Genomic DNA, 16760 nt, shown 5'->3' on the forward strand with positions numbered 1-16760 from the left:
CAGAGGAGCGAATGGGTAAGTCGAAGGGTTTGAAAGACAAGTTGTACGGCGCGGCGGTGCTGAAGATGAGCTTCCGCCTGCGCGGGGACGAGGAGTCCCCTGCCTTCCGCTTCGTGTACCCGGGCGTGCTGCGCGACCTGCAGGTCGACGACGCGGAAGTGGAGAAGTACATCGAAACCCACCGCGACGACGTGGAGCGCGCGGCCCGGGGCTCCACCCCGCCGCAGGGGCCCCGTTAGTCCCGTCCCGCGAGCGTCGAGGTGCTGACGGTCGGGTGATGGACGGGCAGGTGGACGCCCGCTCCTGGACTCCCGCGCGAGTCCATGGCGAAAGGTGTCGTGTCCCCCGTGCTGGATGCGGACGGTCCCTGATACTCGGGGGCCGCCTGTGTCCGGGCCCCCTCCCCTGCCCCGCCATGACGCCTCCTTCCGCCACCATCGTCGCCCTCGCCACCGCGCCCGCGGCGGGCGCGGTGGGCATCCTCCGGCTGTCCGGGCCGGCCGCGCTGGAGGTGGGCCGTGCGCTCGCGCCCGGCGTCCCCCAGGTGCCCACGCCGCGCCACGCGTACCTGGCCACGTTCGTGGACGCGGCGGGCGGGGTGCTCGACGAGGGTCTGTTCCTCTACTTCCGAGCGCCCCAGTCCTTCACGGGCGAGGACGTGGTGGAGCTCCAGGCGCATGGCAGCCCGCGCCTGTTGCGGCTGCTGCTCGCGCGGACGTTGGAGGACGCGCGGGTCCGCCCTGCCCTTCCGGGTGAGTTCACCCGGCGCGCGTTCCTGAACGGGCGCATCGACCTGACCCGCGCGGAGGCGGTCGCGGACCTGGTGGCGGCGGACTCGGAGGCGGCCGTGCGCGCCGCCGCGGCCGGGCTGTCCGGGGCGCTGGCGGAGCGGATCCGCGCGCTGGAGGAGCCGCTGCGCGCGCTCCACGCCGACCTGGAAGGGGTCCTCAACTTTCCCGACGAAGCAGAGGGGGCGGACGAGGACGCGGGGCCCCGCGTCGCCGCGCTGCGCTCCGAAGCCGACGCCCTGCGTGCCGAGGTGGGGCGCGGCCGGCTGGTGCGCCAGGGCGCGCGCGTGGCCCTGTACGGGCCGGTGAACGCGGGCAAGTCCACGCTGTTCAACCGGCTGGTGGGCGAGGAGCGCGCGCTCGTGGACGCGGAGCCCGGCACCACCCGCGATGCCCTGGAGGCGCGCGTCGAATGGGACGGGCTGGGCGTGACCCTCTACGACACCGCCGGCCTGCGCGAGGCTCCCGGACGCGTGGAGGCCCTGGGCATCGCGCGCACGCGGGACCTGCTCGCGGCCGTGGACCTGGCGGTGCTCGTGCTGCCGCCGGAGGCCTCCGTGGAAGAGGCCGCGTCGTGGATGCGCGAGGTCGGCGCCACGCCCGTGTTCGTCGTCACCGGCAAGTGCGACGCGGTGCCCGCGACCCTGGCCGGCGCGGGTGGAGGGGGCACGGGGCGGGCAGCAGCGACAGCCTCCGCTTCGCCCGTGTTCGGGACGGTTCCGGCGACCGGAGGACCCGCTGGGCCCGGAGCGCCGCTCCCCCCTCCCCGGCCGCGCGTCAGCGGCCTCACGGGCGAAGGCGTGGACGCGCTCCGGACCTCCGTGCTCACGCGGTTGTGGGGCGGTGGCACGCCCTCCGCGGTGGCCCTGGTCTCCGAGCGCCATGCGGATGCCCTGCGTCGCACCGCCGAGGCGCTGGGCCGCGCCGAGGAGGCCTCGCGCGTGTCCACCCTGGAGGTCCTCTCCGGTGAGGTCGGGCTCGCGCTGGAGGCCCTGGGCGAAGTGTCCGGAACGAGCGTTTCCGAGGCCCTTCTGGACACCCTCTTCCAGCGCTTCTGCATCGGGAAATAGCCCCCCCGCCGGGCGCCGGCCGGCATGTCAGACCCCTCCCTAGAATGCCTCGCGTTACCCGGCGCTCCCCGAGGATTCATGACGGCACTCCAGCACCTTCAGCCCACCTCCCACTCCCTGCTCTCGGCGCTGCCGTCGGGCTGGGTGGGTGAAATCCTCGATGGCGAGCTGGTGGCCTCGCCTCGCCCCTCCGTGGCACCTGCGCGCGCGGCCTTCATGATGGGGGTGGAGCTGGGAGAGCGGCTGGACCAGCGTCGCGGTGGCAACGGCCGTTGGTGCTTCCTGCGCGCCCCGGAGCTGCACCTGGGCGAGGACCTGCTGGTGCCCGACCTGGCCGCGTGGCGCCGCGAACGCGTGGCCGCGCCGCCGGAGCCCGGCGCTGCCTTCTTCACCCTCGTGCCGGACTGGGTCTGCGAGGTGCTCACCCCGGCCACCACCGGGCTGGACCGTGCGCGCAAGCTGCCCCTGTATGCTCGTGCCGGTGTCTCCCACGTGTGGCTCGTGGATCCGGTGGCGCGCACGCTGGAGGTCTACCAGCGGCTCAAGCGCGGCTGGCTCCTCACCGCCAGCCACGAGGACGACGCCGTGGTGCGCGCCGAGCCGTTCCCCTCCGTGTCCCTGGAGCTGGGCTCGCTGTGGCTCCCCGACGTGGCGGAGGAGCTGCCCCGGCTCGTCGCGGTGCCCTGATCCGCGCACGGCCCTGGAGCCGCCCCGCGCGCAGGCGTCACCGCGAGGTGGGGCGGTCCCGGTCAGGCGGGATTCCTGCTCCGCCTCGCACCCCGGATCCGCGCAGCGCACGGATCCTCCCGGGTGCCATGCCCCCGGGGGGCCTCGGATCCGCGAACGGATTGGAGCCTCCGGGTGTCTCGGATCCGCGAATTCGGGCTGAGCCTCCGGGATGCCTCGGATCCGCGAAACCGGGCGGATCCTCCAGGAGGCCTGGGCCCCTCAGCTCGCGTGCTTGAGGCGCGCCTCGTCGGAGATGCGCGACAGGCGCCGCACCGCCCGCAGGAGCAGCTCCGGATCCACCGGCGCCGCCACGAACCCCCGGGCATGCACCGCCTGCGCTCGGGCCAGGTCCCGCTCCGGGTTCTTGCCGGCCACCAGCACCTGCGCGCGCAGCCGCTGCGCCAGCACCTCCATCGCGGGCAGCGGCGCCACCACGACCTGGGTCTCCCCCGCCACGCACACGTCCCCGGTGCTGGCCACCTTCACCGTGAAGCCCGCGTCGCCCAGCACCCGCACCAGCCCCGCGGCCGCCTCCGCGCCCCAGCCGTACACCAGCACCTGCTCGAGCACCGTCACGCGCGGCGCCGGCGCTGGCACCCTCGCGGGCTCCAGGGGCGCGAGCATCGGCAGGCCCTGCGCTTCCTGCCCCGGGGCCTCCTGCTCCGTCAGCTCCGCCAGGGACGCGCCCACCACCAGGGGCAGCGACTCGTCCCACTCCGGCAGCGAGAAGCCCTCCATCCCCGGGCGGCGCTGCGGCGTCGCCGACTCACCCCGGTACATCCGGCCAATGGCCCGGCCCAGCGCCGCGTCCGTGGCCAGCAGCGGCACCACCCGCGCCTTGCCGGACACGCTCTTCACCACGTCCAGGGCCGCCAGGCTCGCCGGCGCGGCGATGGCCACCACCAGCGCCGTGTCGCGGGGGCCGTGGCCCTCCAGCCGCAACGGCACCACCCGGTGCGCCTCCGCCACCTTCAGGGGGATCAACCTGGCGAGCGCCGCGTCCAGCGGCTGCGCGTCCAGGTCCACCGACGTGACACCGGACTGCGCCGCCAGCGCGGACAACACCGCCTCCGCCGTGCAGAAGCGCTGGTCCACCACCACCTGTCCGAGCGCCACGCCCCACTTGCGCTGGTACGCCAGCGCCGACTGCAACTGCATCGCATCCACCACACCCCGCGCGAGCAGGATGTCCCCCAAACGCTTCTTCATTGCTCGCTCCCCTCGGCCCCCCTCGGTACCGCGGCCGGGTCGACCTGCCACCACTTACATGCCCCCTTAGCTCATGGGCGTGTAAAATTACAGCGAAACCGGAGAGTAACGGGCCGCCAGACGCTGCCTGGGCCGGACCCCTTGGCGGGAACGCGGCCACACCCACCGCCGTGATTCCCGCCTCCCGCCGTCGTTGAACGAACGAAGGCTCAATCCTTGAGGGGGGGACGACGAAGCGGACGTTCACCGGTCAACCCGAGGGTGGCCGGATGTCGGAGACGTTCCTAGCCTGTAAGCATGGCTGATGCGTGCCTGAGAGAATTCGTGCGGATGATCCGCGCACGGCGTTCGTCCCCCGGCGGCCTGGCGGGCGTGGACACCTCCCTCGCCGGGCTCCAACTGGAGCCGTCCAGCCTCAAGCCCTACCTTCATTTCCTTCCGGGCCGTTACACGCGCAACCTGGTCCACCGGGACGAGGGCCTGGAGATCATCCTCAACTGCTGGTCCCCCGGCGTGTCCTCGCCCATCCACGACCACGACGGGCAGGAGTGCTGGTTCAGCGTCCAGCGCGGCCAGTTCCTGCTGGAGAACTACCCGCTGCTGGAGGGCGGGACCGGGCCTGGGCTGGCCCGGCTGGGTGCGCCGGAGCGGGTGGGACCGGTGGGCGTGGGCCACGTGGACTTCCGGGACGCCAACGCGCCCGTCCACCGCGTGTGCTCCACCGGCGCCCCGGGCGTGACGCTGCACGTGTACGCCGGCCCGGTGGCGAACTGCCTCGTCTTCGATCCGCGCCGCAGCCGCTGCGCGGCGCACGCCCTGCGCTACCACAGCATCTTCGGGCGCCCGGTGCGGCCCGACGAAGGCCGCCCGGCCCCGGCCGTGTACGTCTGACGGCCGGCCGCGCTACCAGCGCACCTCTGGCGTGGGGGCGTACAGCATGCGGCCCTCGCGCCCCTGCGACGTCAGGCCCAGCTTCGCGCCCACCCGGTACACGGCCCGCACCTGCTCCAGCAGCTGGGGTGACACCCCCGCCCGCGCCCCGGCCGCTTCGTCGTCGCTGTTGTCCGCGTCGCTCTTGCCCAGCAGCTCCGACAGCACCTCGCCCGTGTCCTTGGGCCGGGGGAACACCTGGAGGCGCACCGGGGCGTCCTTCTCCAGCTTCGCGGCCTCCTTCGCCAGCGCCAGCGCCGTCGCGTAGCCGCCGAGCGCGTCCACCAGCCCGCGCTCCTTCGCGTCCTCGCCCGTCCACACGCGGCCCTTCGCCACCGCCTGCAGCTGCTCCAGCGGCATGTCGCGCGCCTGGGCGGCGCGGGTGGTGAAGTCCAGGTAGATGGCGTCCAGCTCCGACTCGAACCGCGCGCGCTGCTCGGGCGTGAACTCCAGGTCCGTGCTGCCGTAGGAGGCGTTCTTGCCGAAGTCGAGCGTGTCGAAGTTCACGCCCAGCTTCGCCCAGAGCTCCGCGGTGACGAACTTGCCGTTGTACACGCCAATGCTCCCCGTCAGCGTGCCCGGCTGCGCGACGATCTTGTCCGCGCCCATGGCCACGAAGTAGCCGCCGCTGGCCGCGTACGTGCCCATGGTGACGATGACCGGCTTGCCCGCCTCGCGCGCCCGCTGCAGCTCGCGGCGCACGGTGTCGCTCGCGGAGTAGCTGCCGCCCGGGCTGTCCACGCGGAAGAGGATGGCCTTCACGTTCGGGTCCTCCGTCGCCTTGCGGAAGGCCGCCGCCACCGTGTCGGCGCCCATCACCTGCCCGCCGGAGAGCGGGTTGGACTGGCTCTTGCCGCGCAGCACCTCCCCCACGCCGTAGATGAGCGCGATGGTGCTCCCCGTCTGGTGCGGCCGGCCCGCGCGCTCCAGGTACTTGTCCACGTAGAGGAACCGGGCGCCGTCGCCGGCCAGCTTCTTCAGCTCGTCGTGGATCTCATCGCGGTAGCGCAGCCCGTCCACCAGCTTCGCGTCCAGGGCCTTCTGGCCCATGAAGGGCCCCTGGTCGATGAGGGCGCGCACCTGGTCCTCGGACAGCTTGCGGCCCTCGGCCACGCCCTTCACCACCTGGTTGAAGAGGCTGGTGCCGTAGGCCATGGTGGCCTCGCGCTGCGCGGGGCCGTAGGCCTCGTCGGTGAAGGAGTTGACCGCGTTCTTGTACTCGGCGCGCTTGCCGTACTCCGCCTTCACGCCGAACTTCGCGAAGGCGTCCCGCGCGAAGGGCGTCTCCACCGTGAGGCCCGTGAGCCCCACGTCCCCGGAGGGCTGGATGTAGACGGTGTCGAAGGCGCTCGCCAGGTAGTACGCCCCCGTGCCGTTGCCCGCCTCCCCGAAGCCGTCCGCGTACGCCACCGCCCGCTTGCCCGTCGCGCGGAAGGCCTTCACCGCGTCGCGCAGCTCCTGCACCTGCGAGGCGCTGCCCGGCTGCCCCACCCGCACCACCAGCGCCTTCACCCGGGAGTCCGTCCCGGCCTTCTCCAGCGCCTCCACCACGTCGCGCAGGGACGTGGGCGTGTCCCCGAAGGCCCCCGCGAACGACGTGTCCAGCGTGTGCTCCGGCAGCGGCTGCTGCAGGTCCAGCTCCAACACCATGTTGGAGGGCACGCCCGGCTTGCTCGACGACGCGAGCATCAACAACCCCACCACACCCACCACGAAGAGGACGGACAGCGCTCCAATGAAGGCCAGCGCGCCGATGAAGAAGCGTTTCATCCGGAAGGACTCCTGGTGTCCACGTGCCCGAGGGACGGCCCCCCGACTCCGGGCGGCCTACCACCAACGCACGGGTTGGACGATGCTTGCCTTGCGACGTGTGACAGACGGCTGACGGGAGGCGGCGCTCGCCCCTCCCGGCGGACAGGGGGCGACCCGGCTCCCGCGCCCCGCCTCCAGGGTGCACCCCTCTTTCGTGGAGCGCGGTCCCACCGCGCGGAGGCCGCCCGGGCAGGCGGGGGCCCGCGCCTTCTTCTTCCGCTCCCCGGAGGCACGGAGGCGGACGCGACGGCTGGGCCATTCCGACATGGACCTCACCGCGTTGGGGTTCGGCACGAGGCCCGCGTCTGAGCTGTCATTGCGGACGTGGGGCGGACGGTGCTTCAGGCCACCCCGTGTCTGGGAGGCTCAGGCCTTCCCGGTGCCGTCCAGGTGCAGCTCCAGCACGTTGATGCGCTGGCGGTCGGAGTCCTGTGCCTCCACGAGCCGGTGGATGGCGCGACCCGCCTGCTCAATCATCCTGCTGTGCGTGCTTTTGACCCCCTTCAGCTCCTGCGCCAGCGCCAGCAGGTGGTCAGCGAGTTTCTCCAGACTCTCCCGGAACGTGTCCGTGCTCTCGGAGAGCCCTCCGATTTGTCTTGAGAGTTCATCAGTGCGCTCGAAGAGCACCCGTGTCTGCTCGAAGAGCACCCGTGTCTGCGCCGCGAGCTCCCGTGACCGTGCAAAGAGCACCCGCGTGCGCTCGAAGTGCAGTCGCGAGTGTTCCAGGATCATCTCAGTCTGCTGGATGACCGCGTCCACCACCGCGTCCGTCCGCGCGGACTGGATCCGCGCCTCCTCCTGCAACTCGCGGAACTCCTGAAGCAGCTTCATCATCACGTCCCCGCCCATCGCCGTCGCCATGCCGTTCCTCCCGTGGAGAGCGGGTCTCCTATCAACCCCTCCTGACATGGAGGTTCTCCACCCCGCGGAGCGGATCCGCGCCAGGATACCGTACAACCTGCTGGGTTGGAAGTGCGGGACATGACCTGGGACGCCCCACCCGTGTCCTTCCGTGGCCGCCCGGCCGCCGGGCGTGACGATGCTCGGGATGGCAGGACCTCCTGGGGCGGTTAGAAGGGCCGTGCCCCCTCCCCCGTCCCCCGAGGACCGCATGCCACGTCGTACCCCGCTCGCCCTGCTGGCCGTCCTGCTCGTGGCCGGCCCTCCCGCGTGGGCCGCCCCCTCCCCCGCCGCGAAGCCCGCCGTCACCGCTCGCGCCCAGACGAAGCCGTCCGCCACCACCCCCGTGGCGAGCGTGGAGGGCATCACCGAATACCGCCTGCCCAATGGCCTGCGCGTGCTGCTCTTTCCGGATCCGACGAAGCCCACCGTGACGGTCAACGTCACCTACCTGGTGGGCAGCAAGCACGAAGGCTACGGCGAGACGGGCATGGCCCACCTGCTCGAACACCTGATGTTCAAGGGCACGCCCACCACCCCCAACGTGCCCCAGGCCCTCACCGAACGCGGCGCGCGTCCCAACGGCACCACCTGGTTGGATCGCACCAACTACTACGAGACCCTGCCCGCGTCGGACGACAACCTGAAGTGGGCGCTCTCCTTTGAAGCGGACCGCATGGTCCACAGCTTCATCGCGCAGAAGGACCTCGACAGCGAGATGACCGTCGTGCGCAACGAGTTCGAGTCCGGCGAGAACGACCCGCGCGGCATCCTCTTCAAGCGCACGATGAGCGCCGCCTACCTCTGGCACAACTACGGCAAGGCCACCATCGGCGCCAAGGCGGACCTGGAGCACGTCCCCATCGACCGGCTCCAGTCCTTCTACCGGCGCTACTACCGCCCGGACAACGCGGTGCTCGTCGTCGCCGGCAGCTTCCAGCCCGCGAAGGCCCTGGCCCTGGTGCAGTCCACCTTCGGCAAGCTCAAGCGCCCCACCACGCCCGTGCCGCTCACGTACACCCAGGAGCCCACCCAGGACGGGGAGCGTGAGGTGACGCTGCGCCGCGTGGGTGACAATCAACTGCTCACCAGCGTCTACCACGTGCCCGAGGGCGCCCACCCCGACTTCGCCGCCATCGACGTGCTCACCGAGGTGATGGGCGATGCTCCCTCCGGCCGCCTCTACAAGGCGCTCGTGGAGACGAAGAAGGCCGCGCGCGTCAGCGCCTTCAACTTCCAGCTGCGCGACCCGGGCGTGGTCGGCTTCAGCACCGAGGCCCGCCAGGACCAGCCCCTGGCTCCCGCGCGCGAAGCGCTGCTCCAGACCGTGGAGGAGGCCGCGAAGAAGCCCTTCACCGCCGAGGAGGTCCACCGCGCGAAGACGAGCCTGGCGAAGCAGACGGAGCTGCTGCTCAACAACTCCGAGCGCGCCGCCATCCTCCTGTCGGAGTGGGCCGCGGTGGGCGACTGGCGCCTGCTCTTCCTGCACCGCGACCGCATCGAAGCCGTCACGCCCGCGGACGTCACCCGCGTGGCCGCCGCGTACCTCAAGGGCTCCAACCGCACGCTGGGCACCTTCCTCCCCACCCCGAAGCCGGACCGCGCGGAGCTGCCGCCCGCGGTGGACGTGGCGAAGGCGGTGGACGGCTACCAGGGCCGCGCGCTCGTCGCGCAGGGTGAGGCCTTCGACCCCTCCCCCGCCAACATCGAAGCGCGCGTGCAGCGCGGTGAGCTGCCCGGCGGCATCAAGTACGCGGTGCTCCCCAAGAAAACGCGCGGTGAGATGGTCAACCTGGCGCTCACCCTGCGCTGGGGCACCGGGGAGTCCGTGCACGGCAAGCTGCCCGCCGCCGCGTACACCGGCCGCATGCTGATGCGCGGCACGACGAAGCGCACCCGTCAGCAGTTGGCGGACGCGCTGGACGCCCTCAAGGCCCGCGTGGGCGTGGAGGGCGGCGCGCTGGGCGCGAGCGTCTCCATCGAGTGCCCCCGCGCGAGCCTCCCGGAGGTCCTCAAGCTGGTGGCGGAGGTGCTGCGCGAGCCCTCCTTCGACGCCCGGGAGTTCGCGGTCCTCAAGCAGGAGCGGCTGGCCGCGTTGGAGTCGCAGCGCAGCGAGCCGCAGATGCAGGGCGGCATCGCGTTCTGGCGCGCGCTGTCCGCGCACTACCCCAAGGGCCACCCCTACTACGTGCCCACGTTGGAGGAGCGCCTGTCCGACGTGAAGGACGTCACGCTGGAGCAGGCGCGCGACTTCCATCGCCAGTTCTACGGCGCCTCGAACGGGGAGCTCGCGGTGGTGGGTGACTTCGACGCGAAGGACCTCCTCGCGCTCGCGGGGACGCTGTTCAACGGGTGGAAGAGCCCGGGCCCGTACGCGCGGGTGCCAAAGACATATCAGCCCGTGGCACCCCAGGTGCTCGCGCTGGAGACGCCGGACAAGGCCAATGCGTACTTCCTGGCGGGGCAGGCGTTGAAGCTGCGCGCGGATGACGCGGACTGGCCGGGCGTGATGATGGGCAACTTCGTGCTGGGTGGCGGCTTCCTCAATTCGCGGCTGGCCACGCGCGTGCGCCAGAAGGACGGCCTGTCCTATGGCGTGGGCAGCAGCGTGGACTCCGGGGACCTGGACGCGGTGGGGTCGTTCGTCACGTATGCCATCTACGCGCCGCAGAATGCCCAGAAGCTGGAGGCCGCCATGCGCGAGGAGGTCACCCGCGCGGTCCAGAAGGGGCTCACCCAGGAGGAGCTGGACAAGGCCCGCTCCGGGTTGTTGGAGTATCGCCAGACGTCCCGGGCGCAGAACGGCAACCTGGCGAACCAGCTGGCCAGCTATCTGTATTTCGGACGCACGCTCGCGTTCGACGCGGCGCTGGAGGCGAAGCTCCTGAAGCTGACGCCGGAGGACGTGCGCAAGGCATTGGCGAACCACGTGGACTGGAGCAAGGCCACCCTGGTGCGCGCGGGGGACTTCGCCACCGCGGCGAAGCAGGCCGCGACGCCGGTCAACGTTCCGGCGTCACCCTGAGCACCGGGTCCGTGCAAGGCTGCCCGCCATGCCCGTGACGCTCGTGGAAGGCGACCTGCTGGACCAGCCGGTGGATGCCATCGTCAATGCCTGGAATCGCAACATCATCCCCTGGTGGCTGTTGTTGCCCCAGGGGGTGTCCGGGGCCATCAAGCGCCGGGGTGGCACGGCGCCGTTCCGTGAGCTGGCGCGGGTGGGGCCCATGCCGCTGGGCTCCGCGGTGGTGACGGGGCCCGGACGTCTGCCTTTCAAGGGCATCATCCACGTCGCGGGCATCAACCTGCTGTGGCGCGCCTCCGCTCGGTCCATCCAGGACTCGGTGCACAACGCGCTGACGCGGGCCGGGGAGCACGGGTTCCAATCCCTGGCGTTTCCCGTCATCGGCGCGGGCTCCGGGAGCTTCGACGAGGCCCGGGCGTTGGAGCTGATGCGTGAGGCATTGGGTGACGCGCCCGCGTTCGACGTGCGCATCGTCCGCTTCCGCCCCCCGAAGCGGACGTGAACTTCTGTCGGGCGCCCCTCCCCTGCCCCCGTTAGAGGTGGCCCCTTTCTCACGCACGGCCCGGGGTGACGCGGATGATCGACCTGTACACGTGGAACACGCCGAACGGACACAAGGTGTCGGTGGCGCTGGAGGAGCTGGGGTTGCCGTACACGGTGCAGGCGGTGGACATCTCCACGGGCGTGCAGAAGGAGCCCGCCTTCCTGGCCATCAACCCCAACGGCCGCATCCCCGCCATCGTGGACCGCGCGGAGGGTGACTTCGCCGTCTTCGAGTCCGGCGCCATCCTGGTGTACCTGGCGGAGAAGACGGGCCGGCTGATGCCCTCGGACGTGAAGGGCCGCTCGCGCGTGATGCAGTGGCTGATGTTCCAGATGGGCGGCGTGGGCCCCATGCAGGGGCAGGCCAACGTCTTCTTCCGCTACTTCCCGGAGAAGCTCCAGCCGGCCATCGACCGGTACCAGAACGAGACGCGCCGGCTGTACACGGTGCTGGAGCGCCAGCTGAAGGACCACGAGTACCTGGCCGGCGACTACAGCATCGCGGACATCGCGAACTGGGCCTGGGTGCGCATCCACGACTGGGCCGGTGTGTCCGTGGACGGCCTGCCGGGCGTGCAGCGGTGGCTGGCCGCCATCGAGGCGCGTCCCGCCGCGAAGCGGGGGCTGGAGGTGCCCGCGCGCAAGCCGGAGGACGCGCCCACGGAGGCGCAGGCCGTCGCGTGGGCCCGCTCGCTGCTCCAGCGCTGAGCCCTCCCCTGCCCCACCGTCGCCGAGCCTGACGCCCTGGCGCCCCCAGGCGCCGAGCCTTCCGAGCGCCTGAATCCCTGGCGCTTCCAGGCACCAGGCATCCGAGATGCCGGGCTCCTGACTTCCGGGAACCCGTCCGTGGTGCGTCCGGGCTTCTGCGTCTCCGGACAAGTGGCCCCGGTGTGCGCATGATGCGGCCCGGGCCCGCGCAAGACCTCCTTGGCGGCTCGCCCGTTGAAGCCTCCCGGACGCGCGATGCGTCGGGAGCGAGGGAGTGGACGACATGGAAGCGGTGCGGAGCCTGGGCCGGTGGGCGGGGCTGTTCGTGGCGGTGGGGCTGTTCGGAGCGTGCACGTCGGGCCGGGGTGAGGCGGTGCGGGCCTCCTCGGGCGTGTCGCGCGACAACGTGGCGGTGGATGGCTGCGCTCCGGCGACCTGCTCCGTGGCCATGGTGGCCTGTGGCCGGACGCCGGACGGGTGTGGCGGCTTCATCGACTGTGGTGACTGCGAGGCCGGCACCTGCTCCGAGGGCCGCTGCGTGGCCCCGCCGGTGCCGTCAGGGCCCAAGAAGGGCTCCGGCGCCCCCACCAGCGCGTGCACGCCGGGCTGCAAGCCCAACGAGTCCTGCGTGGACGACCGCTGTGTGTGCCAGCGCGCGACGTGCTCCTCGCTGGGCCTGCGCTGCGGGGCGGCCGAGGACGGCTGCGGCGGCGTGGTGCAGTGCGGTGCGTGCGTGCCGGAGTGCAAGCCGGACGAGATGGAGTGCTGCGGCGCGTGCATCCCGAAGACGGAGGGCCGCTGCCCGGACAACGTGCACTGCCCCTCCGCGAAGCCCCTGCCCACGCGCTGACGCGGGAGCCGGTCTTCCGGGCCGGGAGCCTCTGGAAGCAGGGGCCCGGAACCCGGATGTCAGACCCCTTCGCTATACCCTTCCCCGTCGCGCACACGGGAAGAAGGCCGGCCTCGCAGGTTCGAGTCCGACACCCCATGCGCCCTCACCGCACGGGCAGGCCCGTCTCCCGTGTGTGCGACGCCATGAGAAGGCACGAGACCGGGGGACTCGTGCGGGCAAACTTCATGGATGCCATTGGCTGTCCACGGGCCAGACGCCACCGGTGTGCCGGGCGCGCCCGTGGATGGACCTGATGGCTGGTGCGCGCGAGGCGGGCGGCGTTGTCACCCCTCCCACCGTCCGCCTCGCGTGCTCCCGAACTCCGGGCGAGCCACCGGGCAGGGGAGGGGGCTTGCGCGGGGAAGGCCTGTCGCGCACCCCGGCTTGCCACGGACGCGCTCGGGCGTGATACCCACGGCGGGCCGCGGGTTGCTGGTGCCCTGCGGCCCCGTGACGCGATGGAACTCCGATACGACATCGTGGTGGTGGGCCTGGGCCACGCCGGCTGCGAGGCGGCGCTCGCGTGCGCCCGGCTGGGCCTGTCCACCCTGGGCGTGACGCTCAAGCGCGACCGCGCCGCGGTGATGAGCTGCAACCCCGCCGTGGGCGGCACCGCCAAGGGCCACCTGGTGCGGGAGATGGACGCGCTCGGCGGACAGATGGGCCGCGTGGCGGACCTCGCCGGCACGCACCTCAAGACGCTCAATCCCTCCAAGGGCCCGGCCGTGCAGGCCACCCGCATCCTCTGCGACCGGGACGCCTACGCCGCCGGCATGCAGGCCGTCCTCTTCTCCCAGCCGAACCTCACCGTGCGCGAAGGCGAAGTGGCCTCCGTCGTCGCGGAAGGCGGGCGGGTGCGGGGCGTCGTGCTGGGGGATGGCACCCAGGTGCTCGCCCGCGCGGTGCTGCTCACCACCGGCACCTTCCTGCGCGCCCTGATGCATGTGGGCGAGCAGAAGGAGGTCGGCGGCCGGCTGGGGGATGACGCCGCGCGCGGCCTCTCCGAATCCCTGCACGCCCTGGGCTTCACCCTGGGCCGCTTCAAGACGGGCACGCCCGCGCGCCTGTCCCGCGACAGCATTGACTGGGACGCTGTCGCACCGCAGCCCGGGGACACCGACGTGCGGCCGTTCTCCTGGCGCACGCAGGTGGAGCTCACCCGGGGTGAGCCGTTCCCTCGCCAGCCCGCCGTGATGTGCGGCCTCACCGCGACGACGCAGGCGACGCACCAGCTGCTGCGCGACAACCTGCACCGCTCGCCCTTGTTCCAGGGGGACATCGTGGGGCGGGGGCCGCGCTACTGCCCGTCGCTGGAGGACAAGGTGGTGCGCTTCGCCGCGCGCGAACGACACCAGGTGTTCCTGGAGCCGGAGGGGCCCACGTCGCCGCTGGTGTACCCGGCGGGCCTGTCCACGAGCATGCCCGCGGACGTGCAGCTGGACTTCCTGCGCACCATCCCGGGCCTGTCGCGCGTGGAGGTGATCCGCTACGGCTACGCGGTGGAGTACGACTTCGCGCCCCCCACGCAGCTCCACCCCACGCTGGAGACGAAGGCCGTGGCGGGCCTGTACTTCGCCGGCCAGCTCAACGGCACCTCCGGCTACGAGGAGGCCGCGTTCCAGGGCCTGTGGGCGGGGATCCAGGCGGCGCTCCAGGTGAAGGGTGAGCCGGCGCTCGTCATCGGGCGGGAGGAGGCGCACGGCGCGGTGCTCGTGGACGACCTGGTGACGAAGGGCGTGGACGAACCGTTCCGCATGTTCACCAGCCGCTCCGAGCACCGGCTCAAGCTGCGCGAAGGCAACGCGGACCTGCGGCTCGCGCGGCACGGGCACCGGGTGGGGCTGCTGCCGAAGGAGGCCCTGGAGCGGGCCGAGGCGCGGGCCCACGCGGTGACGGGCGAGGTGGCGCGCATCAAGCGCACGGGGCTGGCCCTCATGCTCAAGCGCCCGGAGGTGACGTACGCGCAGCTGGCGCAGGGCCGCGAGGACTTTCCCGCGCTGGGCCCCGACGTCACCGGCGAGGTGGAGGTGGAGGTGAAGTACGAGGGCTACATCGCCCAGGCGGAGCGGGCGGCGGCGCGCGAGGCGGAGGCCTCCGACCGGTGGCGGATCCCGGAGACGTTCCGCTTCGCGGACGTGCGGGGGTTGGGCTCGGAGGCGGTGGAGAAGCTGTCCGCGCACCGGCCCGGGACGGTGGGGCAGGCGCGCAGGATTCCGGGCCTGACGCCGGCCGCGGTGTCCCTGCTGCTGGTCGCGCTCAAGCGGGGCAGCGGGGCGCGGGGTGATCAGGAACAGGGCTGTGGATAAGGTGTGGGCAATTCTGGGGATGACCATCCCCTGAGCAATTCCAGGGACTTGAAGGCCCCTTCGGGGTGGAGGCGTTGTGGATAACGCGCGGTTCGCGGATCAGTTGGCGGCGGGATGCAGTGCGCTGGGCGTGACGGTGGGGGAGGACGTGGGGCCCCGGCTGCAGCGGCTGATGGCGGAGCTGCTGAAGTGGAACGCGAAGGTGAACCTCACGGCCATCACCGCGCCGGAGGAGGTGCTGGAGAAGCACTTCCTGGACTCGCTGGCGGTGCTGCCGGAGGTGACGGGCGCGACGACGCTGCTCGACCTGGGCGCGGGCGCGGGCTTCCCGGGCCTGCCGTTGAAGCTGGTGCTGCCGACGCTGGGCGTGACGCTGGTGGACGCGGTGGGCAAGAAGGTCGCGTTCATCAAGGCCGCGGCGGCCAGGCTGGGCCTCACCGGCGTGCGCGGGCTGCATGCGCGGGCGGAGGGCAAGCCGGAGACGGAAGGGATTCCGAAAGCGCAGGTGCTCATCGCGCGGGCGTTCATGGACCTGCCGGACTGGCTCGCGCTGGCGCCCGCGTACGTGGAGGAGGGTGGGCGCGTGGTGGCGATGCTCGGCAAGCCGCAGACGGACGCGGAGCTCGCGGCCCGGGCGGGGGAGCGCAGCCTGCGGGTGGTGTCCGCGCGTTCCTACCGGCTGCCGTTCTCCGGGGCCGAACGCCAGGTCGCGGTGTTCGCGAAGGGGTAGGGGAGGGGAGCGGATCCGCGCACGCTGCGCGGATCCGCTGGGTTCTCAGCGGCCTCGGGGCGTTTGCTCCGGGGCCGTCTTCTTTTCCGGTGTGCTCGTGGGGTGGCGCGGATGAAACGCGCGCGCGAACGCTGTTCCCGCGCTACCCGCTGAGCCTCGCGCCGGTCCACGCCTCGCTCGCGGTCCACAGCCGTTCGGCCAGCGTCGGATCCACGGCCCACGGCATCACGCCCCGGGGGACGGGGGACTCCGCGCCCACCACCTCCGCGATGTCGACGTCATCGCAGTAGACGCCGCCCAGGCCGTCGAGCTGGGGGCTCGTCGCGCACCAGATGCTCGTCGCCGCTCCTTGTTCCACGGTCTTGAGGGGCGCGATCTTGTTCGAGTTCTCGATGGCGCCGCGCTTCTCCTCCTCCGACATGGACCGCATCAGGTCGGTGAGGATGCCGCCGGGATGGACGGAGAACGCGCGGATGCGGTGGGCCTCACCGCGTGCGTCGAGCGCGAGCGCGAAGAGGATGTTCGCCGTCTTCGACTGACCGTACGCGGCCCACTTGTCGTAGGCGTGCCGTTCGAAGTGCGGATCCTCGAAGTCCACTCCGGCGCGGCGATGGCCCCGCGACGACAGGGCCACCACGCGCGCACCGTTCGCCCTTCGCAGCGCGGGCCACAGGCGCGCCGTGAGCTGGAAGTGGCCCAGGTGGTTGGTCGCGAACTGGGACTCGAACCCGCGAGCATCCCGCGCCAGCGGCGTCGCCATGATGCCGGCGTTGTTCACGAGCAGGTGGAGGGGACGCCCGGACGCGAGGAAGCGCTCGGCGAAGGCATCAATCGTGACCGGGTCCGCCAGGTCGAGCTGCTCCAACTCCACGCGCTCCATGCCCGCGAGCGCCGAGCGCGCCTTGTCGGGCGTGCGCGCGGGGACGATGACCGCCGCACCGGCGGCGGAGAGCACGCGCGTGGTCTCCAGTCCGATGCCCGCGTAGCCGCCTGTCACCACGGCGATGACGCCATCGAGCCGGCGGTCGCCCATCACCTCCCGCGCCGTCGTCCGCGCGCCGTATCCAGACTTCAGGGGCTGCTGTTTCGTGGTCATGGCCACAACCTGATGGCTGGTG

The 16760-nt window shown here is 72.0% G+C and carries 14 protein-coding genes; 10 read left to right on the top strand and 4 right to left on the bottom strand.

Features of this window, described 5'->3' with window-relative positions:
* The first annotated feature begins 11 nt into the window (after positions 1-11).
* The 3 genes from OV207_RS00650 to OV207_RS00660 all read left to right on the top strand — a co-directional run bounded on the left by OV207_RS00650 (position 12) and on the right by OV207_RS00660 (position 2545).
* On the top strand, positions 12-239 hold the full coding sequence (locus OV207_RS00650; protein WP_120610409.1) for a hypothetical protein: 228 nt from the start codon (positions 12-14) through the stop codon (positions 237-239).
* A 176-nt stretch (positions 240-415) separates the two neighbouring features.
* The gene (locus OV207_RS00655; protein ID WP_267551659.1) at positions 416-1858 is read left to right on the top strand and encodes a tRNA modification GTPase; all 1443 of its coding nucleotides are present in this window, start codon (positions 416-418) and stop codon (positions 1856-1858) included.
* 78 nt (positions 1859-1936) lie between these two features.
* Complete coding sequence (locus OV207_RS00660) at positions 1937-2545, top strand: Uma2 family endonuclease (RefSeq protein WP_193429405.1); 609 nt, start codon at positions 1937-1939, stop codon at positions 2543-2545.
* 261 nt (positions 2546-2806) lie between these two features.
* On the opposite strand, the gene OV207_RS00665 is transcribed toward OV207_RS00660, so the two are convergent.
* A complete protein-coding gene (locus tag OV207_RS00665; protein ID WP_193429404.1) occupies positions 2807-3796 on the bottom strand; it encodes a general secretion pathway protein GspE in 990 nt (329 codons plus the stop codon).
* Between the two features lie 330 nt (positions 3797-4126).
* Here OV207_RS00665 and OV207_RS00670 point away from each other — a divergent pair, with 330 nt between their 5' ends.
* A complete protein-coding gene (locus OV207_RS00670; protein WP_267551667.1) occupies positions 4127-4687 on the top strand; it encodes a cysteine dioxygenase in 561 nt (186 codons plus the stop codon).
* 12 nt (positions 4688-4699) lie between these two features.
* On the opposite strand, the gene sppA is transcribed toward OV207_RS00670, so the two are convergent.
* Positions 4700-6496 (bottom strand): signal peptide peptidase SppA, encoded by a 1797-nt coding sequence (gene sppA, locus OV207_RS00675; protein WP_267551671.1) that lies wholly within the window; start codon positions 6494-6496, stop codon positions 4700-4702.
* Between the two features lie 408 nt (positions 6497-6904).
* Complete coding sequence (locus OV207_RS00680; RefSeq protein WP_267551673.1) at positions 6905-7399, bottom strand: hypothetical protein; 495 nt, start codon at positions 7397-7399, stop codon at positions 6905-6907.
* 250 nt (positions 7400-7649) lie between these two features.
* Here OV207_RS00680 and OV207_RS00685 point away from each other — a divergent pair, with 250 nt between their 5' ends.
* From OV207_RS00685 to rsmG, 6 genes are all read left to right on the top strand, one after another.
* Entirely contained in the window at positions 7650-10463 is a 2814-nt protein-coding gene (locus OV207_RS00685; RefSeq protein WP_267551675.1) for a M16 family metallopeptidase, read from the top strand.
* A gap of 28 nt (positions 10464-10491) precedes the next feature.
* Complete coding sequence (locus OV207_RS00690; protein WP_267551676.1) at positions 10492-10965, top strand: macro domain-containing protein; 474 nt, start codon at positions 10492-10494, stop codon at positions 10963-10965.
* Positions 10966-11039: 74 nt separating this feature from the next.
* A complete protein-coding gene (locus tag OV207_RS00695; protein ID WP_267551678.1) occupies positions 11040-11714 on the top strand; it encodes a glutathione S-transferase family protein in 675 nt (224 codons plus the stop codon).
* A gap of 283 nt (positions 11715-11997) precedes the next feature.
* On the top strand, positions 11998-12564 hold the full coding sequence (locus tag OV207_RS00700) for a hypothetical protein (protein ID WP_267551679.1): 567 nt from the start codon (positions 11998-12000) through the stop codon (positions 12562-12564).
* A gap of 500 nt (positions 12565-13064) precedes the next feature.
* A complete protein-coding gene (mnmG, locus tag OV207_RS00705; protein WP_267551681.1) occupies positions 13065-14912 on the top strand; it encodes a tRNA uridine-5-carboxymethylaminomethyl(34) synthesis enzyme MnmG in 1848 nt (615 codons plus the stop codon).
* A 76-nt stretch (positions 14913-14988) separates the two neighbouring features.
* Positions 14989-15642 carry a 16S rRNA (guanine(527)-N(7))-methyltransferase RsmG gene (rsmG, locus tag OV207_RS00710; protein WP_267551683.1) on the top strand — a complete coding sequence of 218 codons (654 nt, stop codon included), beginning with the start codon at positions 14989-14991 and terminating at the stop codon, positions 15640-15642.
* 142 nt (positions 15643-15784) lie between these two features.
* Here rsmG and OV207_RS00715 read toward each other — a convergent pair whose 3' ends face one another.
* On the bottom strand, positions 15785-16738 hold the full coding sequence (locus tag OV207_RS00715; protein ID WP_267551685.1) for an oxidoreductase: 954 nt from the start codon (positions 16736-16738) through the stop codon (positions 15785-15787).
* Positions 16739-16760 lie beyond the last annotated feature (22 nt).

It is taken from the genome of Corallococcus sp. BB11-1, from assembly GCF_026626625.1.
GTDB classification, from domain to species: domain Bacteria; phylum Myxococcota; class Myxococcia; order Myxococcales; family Myxococcaceae; genus Corallococcus; species Corallococcus soli.